The sequence below is a fragment of the Mesorhizobium sp. B2-4-14 genome (assembly GCF_006442155.1).
Lineage (GTDB): Bacteria > Pseudomonadota > Alphaproteobacteria > Rhizobiales > Rhizobiaceae > Mesorhizobium.
The window spans coordinates 23668-38160 of sequence record NZ_VFVA01000011.1; the positions used below are offsets into that span (position 1 = coordinate 23668).

Here is a 14493-nt window from a genome sequence, read left to right on the forward strand (position 1 = left end):
GCACCCCGCGGTATTAAAACAAATGAAGCGTACCTACCAACCGTCCAAACTCGTCCGCAAACGTCGGCACGGCTTCCGTGCCCGCATGGCCACCAAGGGTGGCCGTGGCGTCGTCGCGGCTCGCCGCAACCGCGGCCGCAAGCGGCTCAGCGCCTAAGCGAGACGAGATCGTTGCCCGCAACCGGCAAGCCAGTGGGGCAAAATCCCAAGCGGCTTCTGAAGCGCGCGGAATTCCTGGCCGTCCGCCGTGGTGAAAAGCGCCGCGGGCGGTTCTTCCTCGTCGAGGTCCTCGACCGCGACGACGGCGGGATGCCGCGTGTCGGCTACACCGTCACCAAGAAGGTCGGCAAAGCCGTTGTGCGCAACCGCATCAGGCGGCGGCTGAAAGAAGCCGTCCGCGTCCACGCGGCCGATGACATGATGCCCGGCAATGATTATGTCATCGTCGGGCGCGATGATGCGCTGCGCGCCCCCTTCGGCCAGTTGAAGGCCGAACTCTCCCGCCGACTTCGCGGAACACGATAGGCCAAGGGCTCTCGATGGAAAACAACCGGAACTTCTTCATCACCATCGCGCTGTCGGTGCTGATCCTGACTTTGTGGCAGGTTTTCTACATGAACCCGCGCGTCGAGCAGCAGCGCGAGGCCGCCAAGGTCGAGCAGCAGCGCGTGCAAGAGCAGAAGAAGGCGGCCGAGGCCGCCAATCCGGGGGCTGGAACGCCGGCGCCGGCGCCGGGCGCCATTCCCAACGCGCCCGGCGGTGATGCCGTCACGGCTGCCAGCCGCGATCAGGCCTTGGCGGCTTCCAGGCGCGTCAAGATCGATACGCCGAGCCTGATGGGTTCGATCAACCTGACCGGCGCACGCCTCGACGACCTCAGGCTCAAGCACTACACCGAGACCGTCGACAAGAATTCGCCCGAGATCGAACTGCTCAACCCGCAGGTCCTGCCCACCGGCTATTTCGCCGAGATCGGTTTTGTGGGCAACGACAAGACGGGCACGGTACCGGGCGCGGAAACTGTGTGGAGCGTGGACGGCAACCCGACGCTGACCCCCTCGACGCCGGTGACGCTCACCTACACCAATGACAAGGGCCTGACCTTCAAGCGTACGGTATCCGTCGACAATGACTACATGTTCACGGTCTCGGACACGGTGCAGAACTCAGGCAGCAGCGCGGTTTCGCTGTTCAACTACGGCCGTGTCACGCGCTATGACAAGCCGGCCGTCGCCAGCACCTACGTGCTGCATGAAGGCCTGATCGGCGTTACCGGCACCGAGGGTCTGGCGGAATACAAATACTCCAAGATCGAGTCGGACAAGCAGATCACGCCGGGCAAGTCGACCGACGGCTGGCTCGGCATTACCGACAAATACTGGGCCGTCACCTTGGTACCGACCGAGAAGCAGCCTTTCCAGCCGCGCTACGCCTATTTCGAGGATGGCCGCCACCGCTATCAGTCCGACTTCCTGACCGACCCGATCAATGTCGAGGCCGGCCAGTCGGCGACCGTCGAGACGGAAATCTTCGCCGGCGCCAAGGAAGTCGCCAAGATCAATGCCTATGAGGCCGACCGCCACATTCGCCAGTTCAACCTTGTGATCGACTGGGGCTGGTTCTACTTCATCACCAAGCCGATGTTCTGGCTGATCGACACGCTCTACAAATTCTTCGGCAATTTCGGCCTGGCGATCCTCGCCACCACCGTCATCGTCAAGGCCATCTTTTTCCCGCTCGCCAACAAGTCCTATGCGTCGATGGCGAACATGAAGAAGGTGCAGCCCAAGATGCTCGAAATCCGCGAAAAATACGCGGACGACAAGATGAAGCAGCAGCAGGCGATGATGGAGCTCTACAAGACCGAGAAGATCAATCCGCTTGCCGGCTGCTGGCCGGTGGCGCTGCAGATCCCGGTCTTCTTCTCACTCTACAAGGTGCTGTACATCACCATCGAGATGCGGCACGCGCCATTCTTCGGCTGGATCCACGATCTTGCGGCGCCCGATCCGACGTCGATCTTCAACCTGTTCGGCCTGCTGCCCTTCGCGGCACCTGCATTCCTGCCGCATATGGGCGCCTGGGCGGTTGTCATGGGCATCACCATGTTCCTGCAGATGCGCATGAACCCGACGCCACCGGACCCGACGCAGGCCGCGATCTTCACCTGGATGCCGGTGATCTTCACCTTCATGATGGGCAGTTTCCCGGCCGGCCTCGTCATCTACTGGGCCTGGAACAACACGCTGTCGATCCTGCAGCAGGGCGTGATCATGAAACGCCAGGGCGCCAAGATCGAACTGTGGGACAATCTGATGGCCCTGTTCCGCAAGAAACCGTCGCCGGCGGAATAGAGGGCTTTTTCGGCAAAGAGCCCGCTCCGGTAAACCGAACCATAAAGTTGGGCGGTTTGGGCAAGAGCAGATTTGATGGCTGGGTCCTGTCTTCTACAGGGCTCAGCCTTTAGTTTCAGTGATGCAGCGCGCGACGCCGTGGCCCGGCACGCGCTAGGACAAGGGACCGAGCCGGCATCTTCCTCGCCTCCCTCATTGCCGCAAATCGAACCTCGCTGCTGCCGGATTGTCCGTATGGAACTTATCCTGCGTTCAAGAGTTCGCGCACAAGGCTCCCTAAAAGCTCCCGCGTGGGAGGATCAGGTCGACGCGCCCGTTAAAATTCAAGGCAGTGCAGCGGATCGACCTCATCACATGCCACTTGCAGCGAGGCATTCCGATGAGCAGCAACATTCACCCAAAGACACGCAAGGTCACCGACAAGGATTTGAAGCAGAATCCCGGCATTGGCGCCTCCAGGGGCACGATCAAAGGTGGCAATCTTCTCGACGAGGACGAGGAACTGGACGGCGAAAACACTTTTGAGGGAGATGTCGAAAACGACACCACGCCGCAAGGCGGTGTCAATCCCCGTCAGACCGGGCGAACCAACGAATAGGAGCCGGCACGACCGGCGTCGAGCCTGCAGAGGAAGACCGGCAGCGATGGTCCGGGGCCGGAAGCCGGGAGAGCGGATACCGCGGAAATGAGTTCGCTCGTCAATAACGTCACGTCGACCCGATCAACCGCCTGATTGGAGGCTGTCATGCTGGATTTCGAGCACGCCAGGCATCGGATGGTGGAGGCGCACATCGCGCGCCGGGGTGTGCGTGACAAGCGGGTTCTGAATGCGGTGCGCCGGGTCGCGCGGGAGCAATTCGTCGACGAAGGTTTTGAGGAATTCGCCTATGAGGACAGCCCGTTGCCGATCGGCAGCGGACAGACGATCTCGCAACCCTTCATCGTGGCGAAAATGGCTGAGATGGCCGAGATCGAGGCTACCGATCGCGTGCTGGAAATCGGCACCGGCTCGGGCTACGCGGCAGCCGTACTGGCCGAACTTGCTGAACACGTTTTCACCATCGAGCGGCACCGATCGCTCGCGCAACAGGCGGAGCGGCGGCTCAATGCTGCGGGTTACCGAAACGTCGAGGTCATGGTCGGCGACGGCACGAAAGGCTGGCAGGAAAAGGCACCCTTCGACGCTATCGTCGTCGCGGCCGCCGGCAAATCCATTCCCCTCGGCTTGCAGGAGCAGTTGGAGATCGGCGGCAGGCTGATCATTCCGGTCGGTGAAGACCCTTACTCCCAGCGGCTCGTTCGGCTGACGCGGATTGCGGCAAACAAGTTCGAGGAGGAGGACCTCGGCGGTGTCATGTTCGTGCCGCTGATCGGCGAGCATGGCGGGCAGGACGAAAGCACGCGGTCGGCGCGCGAGGTACGCCCTCCTCCATTGCCGCAGCAAATCGCGCGGGCGGCCGAAGATCTGCCGCCGATCGACGATCCGGCCTTCGGCGCGATGTTCGACCGGTTCGGCAGCCGGCGCGTCGTCTTGCTCGGGGAAGCCAGCCACGGCACTTCGGAATTTTATCGTGCGCGCGCGGCGGTCACCCGGCGCCTCCTCCAGCGACACGGGTTCACCATCGTGGCCGTCGAGGCGGACTGGCCGGATGCCGCGCAGATCAATCGATATGTTCGCGCAGAGGAACGGCAGTCGGATGCGCAGCCGCCTTTCCAGCGCTTCCCGACCTGGATGTGGCGCAACACCGAGGTGGCCGCATTCATCGGCTGGCTGCGTGAATACAACCGGGATGTGCCCGATCATGCGCGGAAAGCAGGCTTCTACGGACTGGATCTCTACAATATGAGCGGCTCGATCGCCACGGTGCTTGCCTACCTGGAAAAGGTCGATCCCGAAGCGGCCGCGGTCGCGCGCGAGCGCTATGGCTGTCTGATGCCTTGGCAGAACGAGCCCACCACGTACGGACGCGCGGCGCTGCGGCCGGGCTACAGAACCTGCGAAGAGGCCGTCGTGCGGCAGTGCATGGATCTGTTCGAACGATCCATGGCGGAGGGCGACGGCGATCTCCTCGACGCCAAGCAGAGTGCACGTCTGGTCGCATCGGCCGAGCGGTACTACCGCGTGATGTATTATGGTGGCGCCGAGACCTGGAATCTCCGCGATCGGCACATGTTCGAAACGCTCGATCAGCTTCTCGAAGCGCAAGGACCGGATTCGAAGGCCGTGGTGTGGGCGCATAACTCGCATATCGGCGATGCGCGGCATACCGATATGGGCACTGTCCGCGACGAGCTCAACATCGGCCAGCTCTGCCGGGAACGCTTCGGTGCCCGGGCGGCGCTGATCGGCTTCGGAACAGATACCGGTACTGTCGCCTGCGCCTCGGATTGGGACGGTGAGATGGAGGTGAAGGATGTGAATCCTTCGCTACCGCACAGCTTCGAGCGGATGTGCCACGACAGCGGCAAACCGTCGTTCCTGCTGGATTTTGGGCGCCATGGCCAGCTCGGCGCCGATCTGGCGGCGCCGAGGCCGGAACGCTATATCGGCGTCATCTACCGGCCGGAGACCGAACGGCTCAGCCATTACATGGACTCGTCCGTCTCCCTCCAATTCGATGCCTTCGTCTGGTTCGATCGAACGTCCGCGGTCACGCCGCTCGCCATGTCGGCCGACAGCACCGGCAAGGTACCGGATACATTCCCCTTCGGCATCTGAGGTCCGGAACTTCATTCCAGTGCATTGGCGGGTCCTGTCGAAAAAGCCTGGTTCCGTCCGGGCTTTTTTGGGGGGCGGGCATCTGTTCCCGTGATCGGCGAAACTGAAAAGCACGCGCGCGGCGTGACTGCTTGTGCGCTTCCAAAGGCTGTCAATTCGTCGCCGCGCGATACCCCGACGCAATCAGCCGGGTCCTGGCCTCACTCCATGACGGCGCTGTGGTCGATCTTGGCCGGCGTCCCGGGCTTGCGCAGCAGGAGCACCAGCGGAATGGCGGCCAGCGACAGGATCATCATCAGCTTGAAGTCGTTCATGTAGCTGATGATCGTCGCCTGCAGCGTCACCACGCCGTCCAGCGCCGCGCGGCCGGCGGCGGTGTAGGGGCTCATCGCCTGGGCGATCGCCGGATTGCCGAACGCCTGGTTGAAGGGCGTCACATAGGTGGCGATGTTGGCATGGTTGATCTGCACGTTCTGCGTCAGCAGAGCGGTGACGACCGATATGCCGACGCTGGAGCCGATATTTCGCGACAGATTGTAGAGCCCGGTGCCTTCCGCGCGCCGCTCCGGCGCCAGCGTGGCGAAGGTGATGGTGGTCAGCGGCACGAACAGGAAGCCCAGTCCGGCGCCCTGGATGAAGCCGGTGCTGACGATCGTCCATTGCGACACGTCGGGTGTCCAGCCGGTCATGTCGTACATCGCCCAAGCGGTGACCAGCAGGCCGGTCAACAGCAGCCAGCGCGTGTCGACCTTGCCGACCAGCCGGCCGACGAGGAACATGCACGCCATGGTGCCGAGGCCGCGTGGGCCCATGACGATGCCGGCCGTTACCACCGGATATCCCATCAGCGTCTGAAGATAAGGCGTCATCAACGCCAGCGAGGCGAGATAGGTGATGCCGATGATGAAGATGAAGACCATGCCGACGGCGAAATTCCGGTCGAGGAAGAGCCTCGGGTTCACGAAGGTGTTGCGGCCGGTGAAGGTGTGGACGAGGAAGATATAGAAGGCGGACGCGCAGATCAGCGCCTCGACGATGATCTCGGATGACGAGAACCAGTTGAGCTGCTCGCCGCGATCGAGAAACATCTGCAAGGCCGCGATGGTGATGCTAAGCATGCCGAAGCCCAGCCAGTCCAGCCTGGCCTTGAAGTCCAGCTTCGTTTCCTGGACGAACATCGACACGCCCGCGAATGCCAGCGCGCCGATCGGCACGTTGATGTAGAACACCCAGCGCCAGCTGACATTTTCGGTCAGCCAGCCGCCGATGACCGGGCCCAGCACCGGCCCGACCATCACCGAAACGCCGAACAGCGCCATCGCCGAGCCGCGCTCTTCCACGCTGTAGATATCGAGCAGGATGCTCTGCGACAGCGGCACCAGGGCCGCGCCGAACAGGCCTTGCAGCAGGCGGAAGCCGACGATCTGCGGCAGCGACTGCGCGAAACCGCACAGCACCGAGGCGACCACGAAGCCGGTGATCGAGGTCAAGAGGATACGCTTGCGGCCGAAACGGTTGGCAAGGTAGCCTGAGGGCGGCGTCATGACCGCGGCCGCGACGATATAGGAAGTCAGTACCCAGTTGATCTGGTCGGCGCTCGCCGAGACGCTGCCCTGGATGTAGGGCAGCGCCACATTGGCGATGGTCGTGTCCAGCGCCTGCATGATGACGGCCAGGATCACGCAAGCTGTGATGGCGCCGCGATTGGCGACCACCGGTGTGCCTCCCGTAGCGGCCGCGCTGGTCATGACTTTTGTCCGAAGCTCTTCAGGAGGTTGGTGACGAAGTCCGGCAGGCCGCGCGCATGGCCGGTGTCGACATCGACCACGACGCTCATGCCGCCCCGCAGCGGCGGTTTGCCCCCGATATCGTCCACCGTTACGCGCATCGGGATGCGCTGCACGACCTTGACCCAGTTGCCGGTGGTGTTCTGGGCCGGCAGCAGCGAGAAGCTCGACGACGAAGCGGGGCTGATCGAGGCAACCGTGCCGTGCCACACGGCACCCGGATAGGTATCGACGCTGATCGTTGCCGTCTGTCCCGGCCTGACATAGGTCAGCTCGGTTTCCTTGGGCTCGGCCGCGATCCACAGATCGGTCGACGAAACCAGGCTGAAGGCCGGCTGCGAAGCCGGCAGATACTTGCCGACCTGAAGCGCATCGACATTGGTGACGATGCCGTCAAAGGGAGCCTTGACCACGGCATCGGCGAGGTTGCGCTGTGCATCGTCGACGCCCGACTGAGCCTGCAGGTAAAACGGGTTCTTCTCCACGGGCTGGTTGGCGTCGCCGCCGAGCTGGGCAAGCATGGCCTGAGCCTGTGACTTGGCAACGGACACTTTCTGGCGCGCCGCGACGAGGTCGTGCTGGGCGCTGTCGAAGGACGCCTTCGAGGCGGTGGAGGTCTTGAGCAGATCCTGCTGCCGCTGGAAGGCGGCCTCGTAATAAGGAATGTCGGCCTCGGCCTGCTCGATCTGCGCCAGCGACTGCTGGTAGCTCGCCTGCAAGGTCAGCACCTGGTTGCGCACGGTTCCGAGCTGGGCTTGGGCGGCGGCGAGCGCGGTTTCAAAAGAAGCCGGCCGCAAACGGAAGAGCACGTCACCCTTCTTCACAGCCTGATTCTCGTGCACGTCGATTTCCTGCACGGTGCCGGAGACGTCGGTTGACACGCCGAGCGACTGGGCCTGGATATAGGCATTGTCGGTCGTCATCACCTGGCCGCCGGTGACATAGTAATAGCCGCCGACCACCAGCGCGACGGGCAGCAAGGCAAAGAGCACCGGCCGCGTCAGGCCGCGCCTCGGCTTGACCGGCCCGGGAGCGACAGCCGCGACCGGGGCCTGCCGTGGCTGCGGCTCCCTGGACGGAGCCTCGAGCGCCGCCGGCTCCAGGGCGACCGGCGCTTCCAGCTCGTCATTGTCGATGACGACGTTGCCGCGCCTTTGTTCGCGCTCGCTGTCCAGCCGGATGACCTGGTCGCTGGCTCTTTCGCCGACACCTTCTTTGTCAGCAGGCTTCTTGGGTGATGTTGATTCAGCCATGTACTTTCTCCCGGTCGACGGCTGGCTGGGCGCAAGCCGCGAGCAGATTGGATTTGATCAAGCTTAGGGTTTGCAGCAGATACTGCCGTGCATCCGACGAAAGGCCGGCGAAGGCCTCGTCTCGTGTTTTCTGGCCGTTGCCGCGCATGATCTCGAGCAGCGGATGGGCCTGCGGCGTCAGATAAAGCAGCCAGGCCCTGCGGTCGGCTGGATTGGGCCGGCGCTCGATGAAGCCGCGGGCTTCCATCTTGTCCAGCAACCGGGCGAGTGTGATCGGCATGATCTCGATGAGGTCGGCGAGCTTGTTCTGGTGAATGCCTTCATGCAGCGAAAGATAGGCCAGCACCTGCCATTGAGCCCGCGTCAGCCCCGATACGCGTGAACGCTGCTCGAACCGCTTTCGAAGCAGGCGCGCGACATCGTGCAGCACGAAGCTGATATTGGACGAGGAGGACATGGGAGGAGATCAGGGTCTGCCGACAACTTTTAGTGAGCATGCTTATTATCATCATGCACATAATCCTGCTGGACGGCGCGCGCAAGACGGAATAAACCGCGCGGAAGAAAAATTGCATGGGCCAAGGCGCGCCAAAGGCGCCCAGGCGGCAAGAATTTTCCGGCAAGGGTTTCGACGATGAATTGGATCAGCATCGCAGCCGTGACGGCTCTCGTCGGGTGCCCGGGCGCGGCGGTGGCAAAGGAGGCGGTCAGCTGCGGCGGTGCCGCCATGCTGGGTGGCGCACAGCTGAACTGCAGCCACGTCGAACCCAAGGCGCCCCAGCAATTCTGCACGTTTAGCTGGGATCTCCACACGACATCGGGCGATCAGAAAGTGGTCGAGGGCACCTTCATGTTGCCGCCCGGCGCCGCCAACGTCACCATCTACCAAGGCAGCGGTTTCGACAGCGCGCTGTCCAATCCGATCGTCATCTGCCGCGGCAACAAATGAGCTTGTCCGCCAACGAAGGCTCGCTCCCCGGCCGATTGGTGCTATAGGGCGGATCACGTTATTTTGACCGGCATCTCCGTTTCCGGATGCGCCTGTCCGCCAATTCCGGGACGAACCGACATGAACGGACCCAACCCCGACATCAAGCACCCGATCGCGATACACACGCGCGTCGGTTTCCTGAAGCCGCTGGTGACGACGCCGAACATCGAGATCGGCGACTACACCTATTATGACGACCCGGACGGGCCGGACAAATTCGCCGAAAAATGCGTACTGCACCACTATCCCTTCATCGGCGACAAGCTCATCATCGGCAGGTTTTGCGCCATAGCCGAAGGCGCGCGCTTCATCATGAACGGCGCCAACCATGCCATGTCTGGCTTTTCGACCTATCCGTTCAACATTTTCGGCCATGGCTGGGAACAGGGTTTTGACCCGGCGACATGGTCGAAGGAGGTACGCGGCGACACGGTGGTCGGCAGCGATGTCTGGATCGGCATGGAGGCGGTGATCCTGCCCGGCGTGGAAATCGGCCACGGCGCCATCATCGCCGCGAAATCGGTGGTGACGCACGATGTGCCGCCCTATGCCATCGTCGCCGGCAATGCGGCCAGGGTGGTGAAGATGCGTTTCGACGACAGAACGATCAGGCGGTTGCTGGCGCTGGCATGGTGGGACTGGCCGGTGGACAAGATCAGTCGCAATCTCGATGCCATCCGGGGCGCCGACATCTCTCTTCTGGAGACAGCAGCTTGAACACTCAAAACAGCACCACGATCGGCACCGACCTGTTCACGCGCGGGTGGATCTTCATTCGCGGCGTGCCGGCGATGAAGTTCCTGCCACCGGAAGGCCCGCCCGAGATCGCCTTTGCCGGTCGCTCCAACGTCGGCAAGTCCTCGCTCATCAACGCCCTGGTCAACCAGAAGGGGCTGGCGCGCACCTCCAACACGCCGGGGCGAACGCAGGAGCTCAACTACTTCGTGCCGGATGGATTTTCGGGCGAGGGCGCCGACCTGCCGCCGATGGCGCTGGTCGATATGCCTGGCTACGGCTATGCCACCGCGCCCAAGGAGAAGGTCGACGAATGGACGAAGCTGGTCTTCGACTACCTCAAGGGCCGCGTCACGCTGAAGCGGGTCTATGTGCTGATCGATGCCCGCCACGGCATCAAGGCCAAGGACGACGAGGTGCTGTCGCTGCTCGACAAGGCGGCGGTGTCCTACCAGATCGTGCTGACCAAGACCGACAAGATCAAGGCTGCCGGCGTGCCGCGGCTGATCGAGGAGACGCTGGCCAAGATCAAGAAGCGTCCGGCGGCGTTTCCGTTCGTGCTCGCGACATCATCGGAAAAGGGCGAAGGCCTTGAGGAATTGCAGGCCGCGATCGTGCTCGCGGCCAATGGCGGCTAGAGCCGGATGATTTCAGGTCGAGTCGACCTGAAATCTGAATCCGTCTCTAAATCAAAAGTTAGAGCATGATGTCATCCGAAAACCGCTTCACACTTTTCGGCATCATGCTCTAGACGTCGTACGCGCATCCGTTGACCGCGCCTTGGCGATCCGTCAACATCGCAGCGCCATGTGAGGCGAACCGGATGCGTATCGTTTTTCGTTGTGATCCCGCGCTTGCCGAGACGCTGCCCCGGCCGGTTCCAGCGCGCGGCGTGCTGCCTGACTGGCTCCGCAAGATGCCTCCGAAAGCCTTTTCGGAGATCCATGGGCGAGAGATTCGGACGGTAAAGCAGTGTCCGCCCTTCGTCGATGCCATGACACACGGCTTCATGATCCTGCTGCCGTGCGATGTGACAGTCGAGAACGGCGCCTTTGAATGGCGGTGGGACATCGCCGAGCCGTCAACGAGGGGCCATCCGCGTTCGCCGCTCAGCTTCCACGTCGCCGAACAGCTCGCCGGCGCACCGTTTTCGAATGGGCTGGCGGCCATAAAATTCAACAGTTTCTGGACGATCGAGCTGGAGGACGGCTGGTCCCTCTTTGCCACCCATCCGGTCAACCGCGATGATCTTCCTTTCCGCCTGGTGACTGGTGTTGTCGATGCGGATCATTTCCAGGACGCCGGCATCAATTTCCCGGCAATTTGGACCGACCAGGGTTTCTCCGGCGTGCTGGCGAAGGGCACGCCGGTTGCGCAATGCTTTCCCGTGCCGCGCGCCGCGCCCGAACTCGTCTTCGAAAGCTTCGATGCCGTGCGTAAGGCTTCCTACGAAAAAACCGTTGCCGATGTTCTTGCCGAACCCGGCGTCTACCGGAAGCAGTTTCGCGTAAAACGCGCCCGCTAGAGTCCCGATCCGAGTGCAGCCGCTCTGCATGCGACCTGCTCTATTCGTTGTCTTTACCCAATTGCGGATGGAAAACCGCGACGCACTTTCCTGGAATTGCCCTAGCCGCCAAGCAAGCCCTTCAACGCTTCGCGATCGATCCAAAGCTTGCCGTGCGGCGCTGACGTCAAGGCCATCGCGATGATGCCGAAGGTTGTGGCGCGCTGCTTGTAGGCCATCCGATAAGCCTCGATCGCGGCGTCCATATCGGCCGTTTCCTGCAGCGCTATCCCCAGATTGACCGCCGCCTCGGCGTCGTTGGGACGTATCTCCAGCGCTTTGCGATAGGCGGCCGCTGCCCCGACATGATCATGCAGATCCTGCCTGACAAGGGCGAGGTCGAACCATGTCGATGCGGGCGCATTTCCGTTCACCGCCCGCTCCAGCAAAGGTGCCGCATCGGCAGGCATTCCGTCCTCGAACAGCATGCGGCCCAGACGCGCTGCCGCTTCCGCCGACGAGCGATCGGCAAGTGTCACCTGCCGCCAAGCCTCGAACGCCTGGGTCCGGTCGCCCGCCTCATCGAGCGTTCGCGCCTGCTCGATAAGCACGGCAGCGTCGGGCGCCAATTCCGCCGCGCGTGAGAGATGGAACAGCGCCTGGTCAAAATCCCGTGCCGCCCGCGCCAGGCGACCGGCGAGCAATTGAGTGGCTGCGTTGTCGGCCCTGATCGCCAGACTTGCATGAATATGGGTGCGGGCTCCCGATATCTCTCCCTTGGCGAAAAGAACGGCAGCCAGAAGGTGGTTGAGAGCTGGGTCGTCCGGGGTCTGGCGAAGAGCCTCCTCGCAGAGCAGCCGTGCCTGCTCGTGGCGCCCGGCGTTGAAGTCCGCCACGATGCGTCGCATCTGACCCTGGAGCTTCGGATCGCCCATCCCGATCTGCCTTCACGCTCGCGAACGAGAATCATTCCCGCGGAATGATCCGTTCGGCCCGGTCCCCCAGACGTTGACGCTCAGCGCCTTGAGGTCAAGCCGGCTTCCACGAAAAATCGGCCACTGGAGGGCCGTTCGGAGCGTCATGTCAGGGCGACTGTGAGTTTTTTTCTTCCTCGGCAAGCTTTTCGGTGCCGTAGGCCTTCAGGAACATGCTGACACCCGACCTGACGATGCGGTCGATCTCTTCCTGGTTCGGAGCCTTGGTCCGGTAAGCGAAGATGCACTGCCGGAAAAGGCCGGCCAGGCAAAGCTCCGTGAACTGATAGGCGGCAAGATCGACATCGTCGATCTTGAGCAGGCCACGTCCGACAGCTGCGTTGAGGAACGTCACGACCTTGTCATGGCCGCGTTTGGGGCCGCGCTCGTAAAAACGCGCGCCCATGTCGGGGATCCTGTCGGAAGCGCCGATCACCGTGCGCTGCGCCTGGATGACCTTGGCCGAGGTGATCTTCATGGACAGCACCTTGCCGAACTTCACCAGCGTCTGGCGCAGGTCGTCGGCACGGTCGAGCATGTCGTACATGTTCTTGAAGATGGTGCCGCGCTCTTCCTCGATCAGCGCCTCGAACAGCTCTTCCTTGTTGGCGAAATAGACATAGATGGTGCCTTTCGACACGCCGGCTTCACGTGTGATGTCGTTCATCGAAGCGGCCTCGAAGCCTTTGTCGATGAAGACACGGCGGGCGCCATCGATGATCTGGCTGCGCTTGACCGGATCCTGTCCAGCCGCCGGGCGGCCACGGCGCAGGCTCTCCAACAGGTCGCCGCATTTGTCGTTCTCGGCGTCAGGGTTTTCGGCGTCAGGTGTTGTCTCGGCCATGAAAGTCGCACCTCGAAAATAATTCGAACCAACCGGTTCGATTGCCCCTTGATATGGTCCTCTTTTCGCGCTATGTCAACGGCCGGATCGAACCGAACGGTTCAGTATTATTCATTTTAAAGAGATGTCATGTCCTCGAACGCGCCAACCACTGCCGAAGTCCGCCCTTTCCCCAATGCCAAGGTCGCGCCGGCGACGGAAGCACCGGAGATTCCCGTCCAGCCGGTCGTCGCACCGCCGCCGGCGGCTGACGCTCCGGCCAAGAAGAAGCGCTCGGCGCGCTCCTTCCTGCTGCCGATCATTGGCCTTGCGCTACTCGGCGGCGGCGCCTGGTACGGCTACGACTACTGGACCACGGGCCGTTTCATGATCACGACCGACGACGCCTATGTCCAGGCTGACATGGCGTTCGTTTCGCCCAAGATTTCCGGCTATGTCGATCAGGTCAAGGTGAGCGAGAACCAGGTGGTCAAGGCCGGCGACCCGCTGCTGACGATCGACGATGGCGACTATAAGATCGCAGTCGGGCAGGCCGAGGCGCAGATCGCCACATTGTCGAAGACGCTCGACCGCATCGACGCGCAGACCAAGGCCGCGCAGGCATCCCTGCAGCAGGCACAGGCACAGAAGGTCGCCGATCAGGCGGCCGCCGACAATGCCGCCCGTGCCCAGCAGCGTGCCGCGCAACTGGTCAAGACTCATGTCGGCACCCAGGCACAGCTCGATGACGCCCAGACCGCGCTCGACCAGGCCAATGCCGCTCTCGTCGGCGCCGACGCGCAGATCGCAGCCGCCCAGGCCAATATCGGCGTGCTCGAGGCGCAGCGCGCCGAGTCGGCGAGCACGCTCGCATCCTTGCAGCTCAGCCACGACAAGGCCGCGCGCGACCTGTCCTTCACCGTGCTCAAGGCCCCCTATGACGGTATCGTCGGCAACCGTTCGGTCGAGCAGGGCGATCTGGTCAGCCCTGGCCAGAAGCTCGCCGTCGTCGTGCCGATGGACAAGCTCTATATCGTCGCCAATTTCAAGGAGACGCAGCTTGCCCGGCTGGTGCCGGGCGAAAAGGTCAATATCTCGGTCGACGCCATCGACGGCAAGCCTATCCAGGGAACCGTCTCGTCACTGGCTCCGGCGTCAGGCGCGGTGTTCTCGCTGCTGCCGCCCGAGAACGCCACCGGCAACTTCACCAAGGTGGTGCAGCGCATCCCGGTTCGCATCGATGTCCCGGCCGATGCCCTGAAGACCGGCAAGTTGCGCGCCGGGCTCAGCGTTGTCGTCGCCGTCGACAGCCGCACGGCGCCGAACACGACCAGCAACTAAGCGCTTTCGGAG

The 14493-nt window shown here is 62.7% G+C and carries 15 protein-coding genes; 10 read left to right on the plus strand and 5 right to left on the minus strand.

Annotated features, from left to right (window positions below; all coding sequences use genetic code 11):
- Nucleotides 1–22: 22 nt before the first annotated feature.
- The 5 genes from rpmH to FJ938_RS12080 all read left to right on the plus strand — a co-directional run bounded on the left by rpmH (nt 23) and on the right by FJ938_RS12080 (nt 5073).
- Nucleotides 23–157 carry a 50S ribosomal protein L34 gene (gene rpmH / locus FJ938_RS12060; protein WP_008833937.1) on the plus strand — a complete coding sequence of 45 codons (135 nt, stop codon included), beginning with the start codon at nt 23–25 and terminating at the stop codon, nt 155–157.
- A 14-nt stretch (nt 158–171) separates the two neighbouring features.
- On the plus strand, nt 172–525 hold the full coding sequence (rnpA, locus tag FJ938_RS12065) for a ribonuclease P protein component (RefSeq protein WP_140609842.1): 354 nt from the start codon (nt 172–174) through the stop codon (nt 523–525).
- A gap of 14 nt (nt 526–539) precedes the next feature.
- Nucleotides 540–2354: a membrane protein insertase YidC gene (yidC, locus tag FJ938_RS12070; RefSeq protein WP_140693937.1), complete on the plus strand. Its 1815-nt coding sequence runs from the start codon at nt 540–542 to the stop codon at nt 2352–2354.
- A gap of 379 nt (nt 2355–2733) precedes the next feature.
- On the plus strand, nt 2734–2952 hold the full coding sequence (locus FJ938_RS12075; protein ID WP_140609844.1) for a hypothetical protein: 219 nt from the start codon (nt 2734–2736) through the stop codon (nt 2950–2952).
- A gap of 147 nt (nt 2953–3099) precedes the next feature.
- Complete coding sequence (locus tag FJ938_RS12080; RefSeq protein WP_140693939.1) at nt 3100–5073, plus strand: protein-L-isoaspartate(D-aspartate) O-methyltransferase; 1974 nt, start codon at nt 3100–3102, stop codon at nt 5071–5073.
- Between the two features lie 200 nt (nt 5074–5273).
- On the opposite strand, the gene FJ938_RS12085 is transcribed toward FJ938_RS12080, so the two are convergent.
- The 3 genes from FJ938_RS12085 to FJ938_RS12095 are packed head-to-tail and all read right to left on the minus strand — an operon-like array spanning nt 5274 to nt 8570.
- On the minus strand, nt 5274–6821 hold the full coding sequence (locus FJ938_RS12085; RefSeq protein ID WP_140693942.1) for a DHA2 family efflux MFS transporter permease subunit: 1548 nt from the start codon (nt 6819–6821) through the stop codon (nt 5274–5276).
- On the minus strand, nt 6818–8113 hold the full coding sequence (locus FJ938_RS12090) for an HlyD family secretion protein (RefSeq protein WP_140693945.1): 1296 nt from the start codon (nt 8111–8113) through the stop codon (nt 6818–6820). The genes FJ938_RS12085 and FJ938_RS12090 overlap by 4 nt, the downstream gene beginning before the upstream one ends.
- A complete protein-coding gene (locus tag FJ938_RS12095; protein WP_140693947.1) occupies nt 8106–8570 on the minus strand; it encodes a MarR family transcriptional regulator in 465 nt (154 codons plus the stop codon). Before FJ938_RS12095 ends, FJ938_RS12090 begins: the two co-directional genes overlap by 8 nt.
- A 177-nt stretch (nt 8571–8747) precedes the next feature.
- On the opposite strand from FJ938_RS12095, the gene FJ938_RS12100 reads away from it, so the two are divergent.
- The 4 genes from FJ938_RS12100 to FJ938_RS12115 all read left to right on the plus strand — a co-directional run bounded on the left by FJ938_RS12100 (nt 8748) and on the right by FJ938_RS12115 (nt 11364).
- Nucleotides 8748–9062 (plus strand): hypothetical protein, encoded by a 315-nt coding sequence (locus FJ938_RS12100; RefSeq protein ID WP_140693950.1) that lies wholly within the window; start codon nt 8748–8750, stop codon nt 9060–9062.
- Between the two features lie 120 nt (nt 9063–9182).
- Nucleotides 9183–9821, plus strand: a complete 639-nt coding sequence (locus FJ938_RS12105; protein WP_140693952.1) for a CatB-related O-acetyltransferase — start codon at nt 9183–9185, stop codon at nt 9819–9821.
- Nucleotides 9818–10477 carry a ribosome biogenesis GTP-binding protein YihA/YsxC gene (gene yihA, locus FJ938_RS12110; RefSeq protein ID WP_140693955.1) on the plus strand — a complete coding sequence of 220 codons (660 nt, stop codon included), beginning with the start codon at nt 9818–9820 and terminating at the stop codon, nt 10475–10477. Before FJ938_RS12105 ends, yihA begins: the two co-directional genes overlap by 4 nt.
- Nucleotides 10478–10662: 185 nt before the next feature.
- Nucleotides 10663–11364, plus strand: a complete 702-nt coding sequence (locus tag FJ938_RS12115) for a hypothetical protein (protein ID WP_140609852.1) — start codon at nt 10663–10665, stop codon at nt 11362–11364.
- Between the two features lie 101 nt (nt 11365–11465).
- Here FJ938_RS12115 and FJ938_RS12120 read toward each other — a convergent pair whose 3' ends face one another.
- Together FJ938_RS12120 and FJ938_RS12125 are read right to left on the minus strand one after the other, a co-directional pair.
- Nucleotides 11466–12278 carry a tetratricopeptide repeat protein gene (locus FJ938_RS12120; RefSeq protein WP_246673282.1) on the minus strand — a complete coding sequence of 271 codons (813 nt, stop codon included), beginning with the start codon at nt 12276–12278 and terminating at the stop codon, nt 11466–11468.
- Between the two features lie 148 nt (nt 12279–12426).
- On the minus strand, nt 12427–13161 hold the full coding sequence (locus FJ938_RS12125; RefSeq protein ID WP_140693957.1) for a TetR/AcrR family transcriptional regulator: 735 nt from the start codon (nt 13159–13161) through the stop codon (nt 12427–12429).
- Nucleotides 13162–13290: 129 nt separating this feature from the next.
- On the opposite strand from FJ938_RS12125, the gene FJ938_RS12130 reads away from it, so the two are divergent.
- The gene (locus FJ938_RS12130) at nt 13291–14481 is read left to right on the plus strand and encodes an HlyD family secretion protein (RefSeq protein WP_140693960.1); all 1191 of its coding nucleotides are present in this window, start codon (nt 13291–13293) and stop codon (nt 14479–14481) included.
- The last annotated feature ends 12 nt before the right edge of the window (nt 14482–14493 follow it).

Coding starts and splice junctions, on each gene's coding strand:
- rpmH (WP_008833937.1), top strand. CDS start 23: ATGAAGCGTACCTACCAACCGTCCAAACTCGTCCGCAAACGTCGGCAC.
- yidC (WP_140693937.1), top strand. CDS start 540: ATGGAAAACAACCGGAACTTCTTCATCACCATCGCGCTGTCGGTGCTG.
- FJ938_RS12075 (WP_140609844.1), top strand. CDS start 2,734: ATGAGCAGCAACATTCACCCAAAGACACGCAAGGTCACCGACAAGGAT.
- FJ938_RS12080 (WP_140693939.1), top strand. CDS start 3,100: ATGCTGGATTTCGAGCACGCCAGGCATCGGATGGTGGAGGCGCACATC.
- FJ938_RS12085 (WP_140693942.1), bottom strand. CDS start 6,821: ATGACCAGCGCGGCCGCTACGGGAGGCACACCGGTGGTCGCCAATCGC.
- FJ938_RS12090 (WP_140693945.1), bottom strand. CDS start 8,113: ATGGCTGAATCAACATCACCCAAGAAGCCTGCTGACAAAGAAGGTGTC.
- FJ938_RS12095 (WP_140693947.1), bottom strand. CDS start 8,570: ATGTCCTCCTCGTCCAATATCAGCTTCGTGCTGCACGATGTCGCGCGC.
- FJ938_RS12100 (WP_140693950.1), top strand. CDS start 8,748: ATGAATTGGATCAGCATCGCAGCCGTGACGGCTCTCGTCGGGTGCCCG.
- FJ938_RS12105 (WP_140693952.1), top strand. CDS start 9,183: ATGAACGGACCCAACCCCGACATCAAGCACCCGATCGCGATACACACG.
- FJ938_RS12115 (WP_140609852.1), top strand. CDS start 10,663: ATGCGTATCGTTTTTCGTTGTGATCCCGCGCTTGCCGAGACGCTGCCC.
- FJ938_RS12120 (WP_246673282.1), bottom strand. CDS start 12,278: ATGGGCGATCCGAAGCTCCAGGGTCAGATGCGACGCATCGTGGCGGAC.
- FJ938_RS12125 (WP_140693957.1), bottom strand. CDS start 13,161: ATGGCCGAGACAACACCTGACGCCGAAAACCCTGACGCCGAGAACGAC.
- FJ938_RS12130 (WP_140693960.1), top strand. CDS start 13,291: ATGTCCTCGAACGCGCCAACCACTGCCGAAGTCCGCCCTTTCCCCAAT.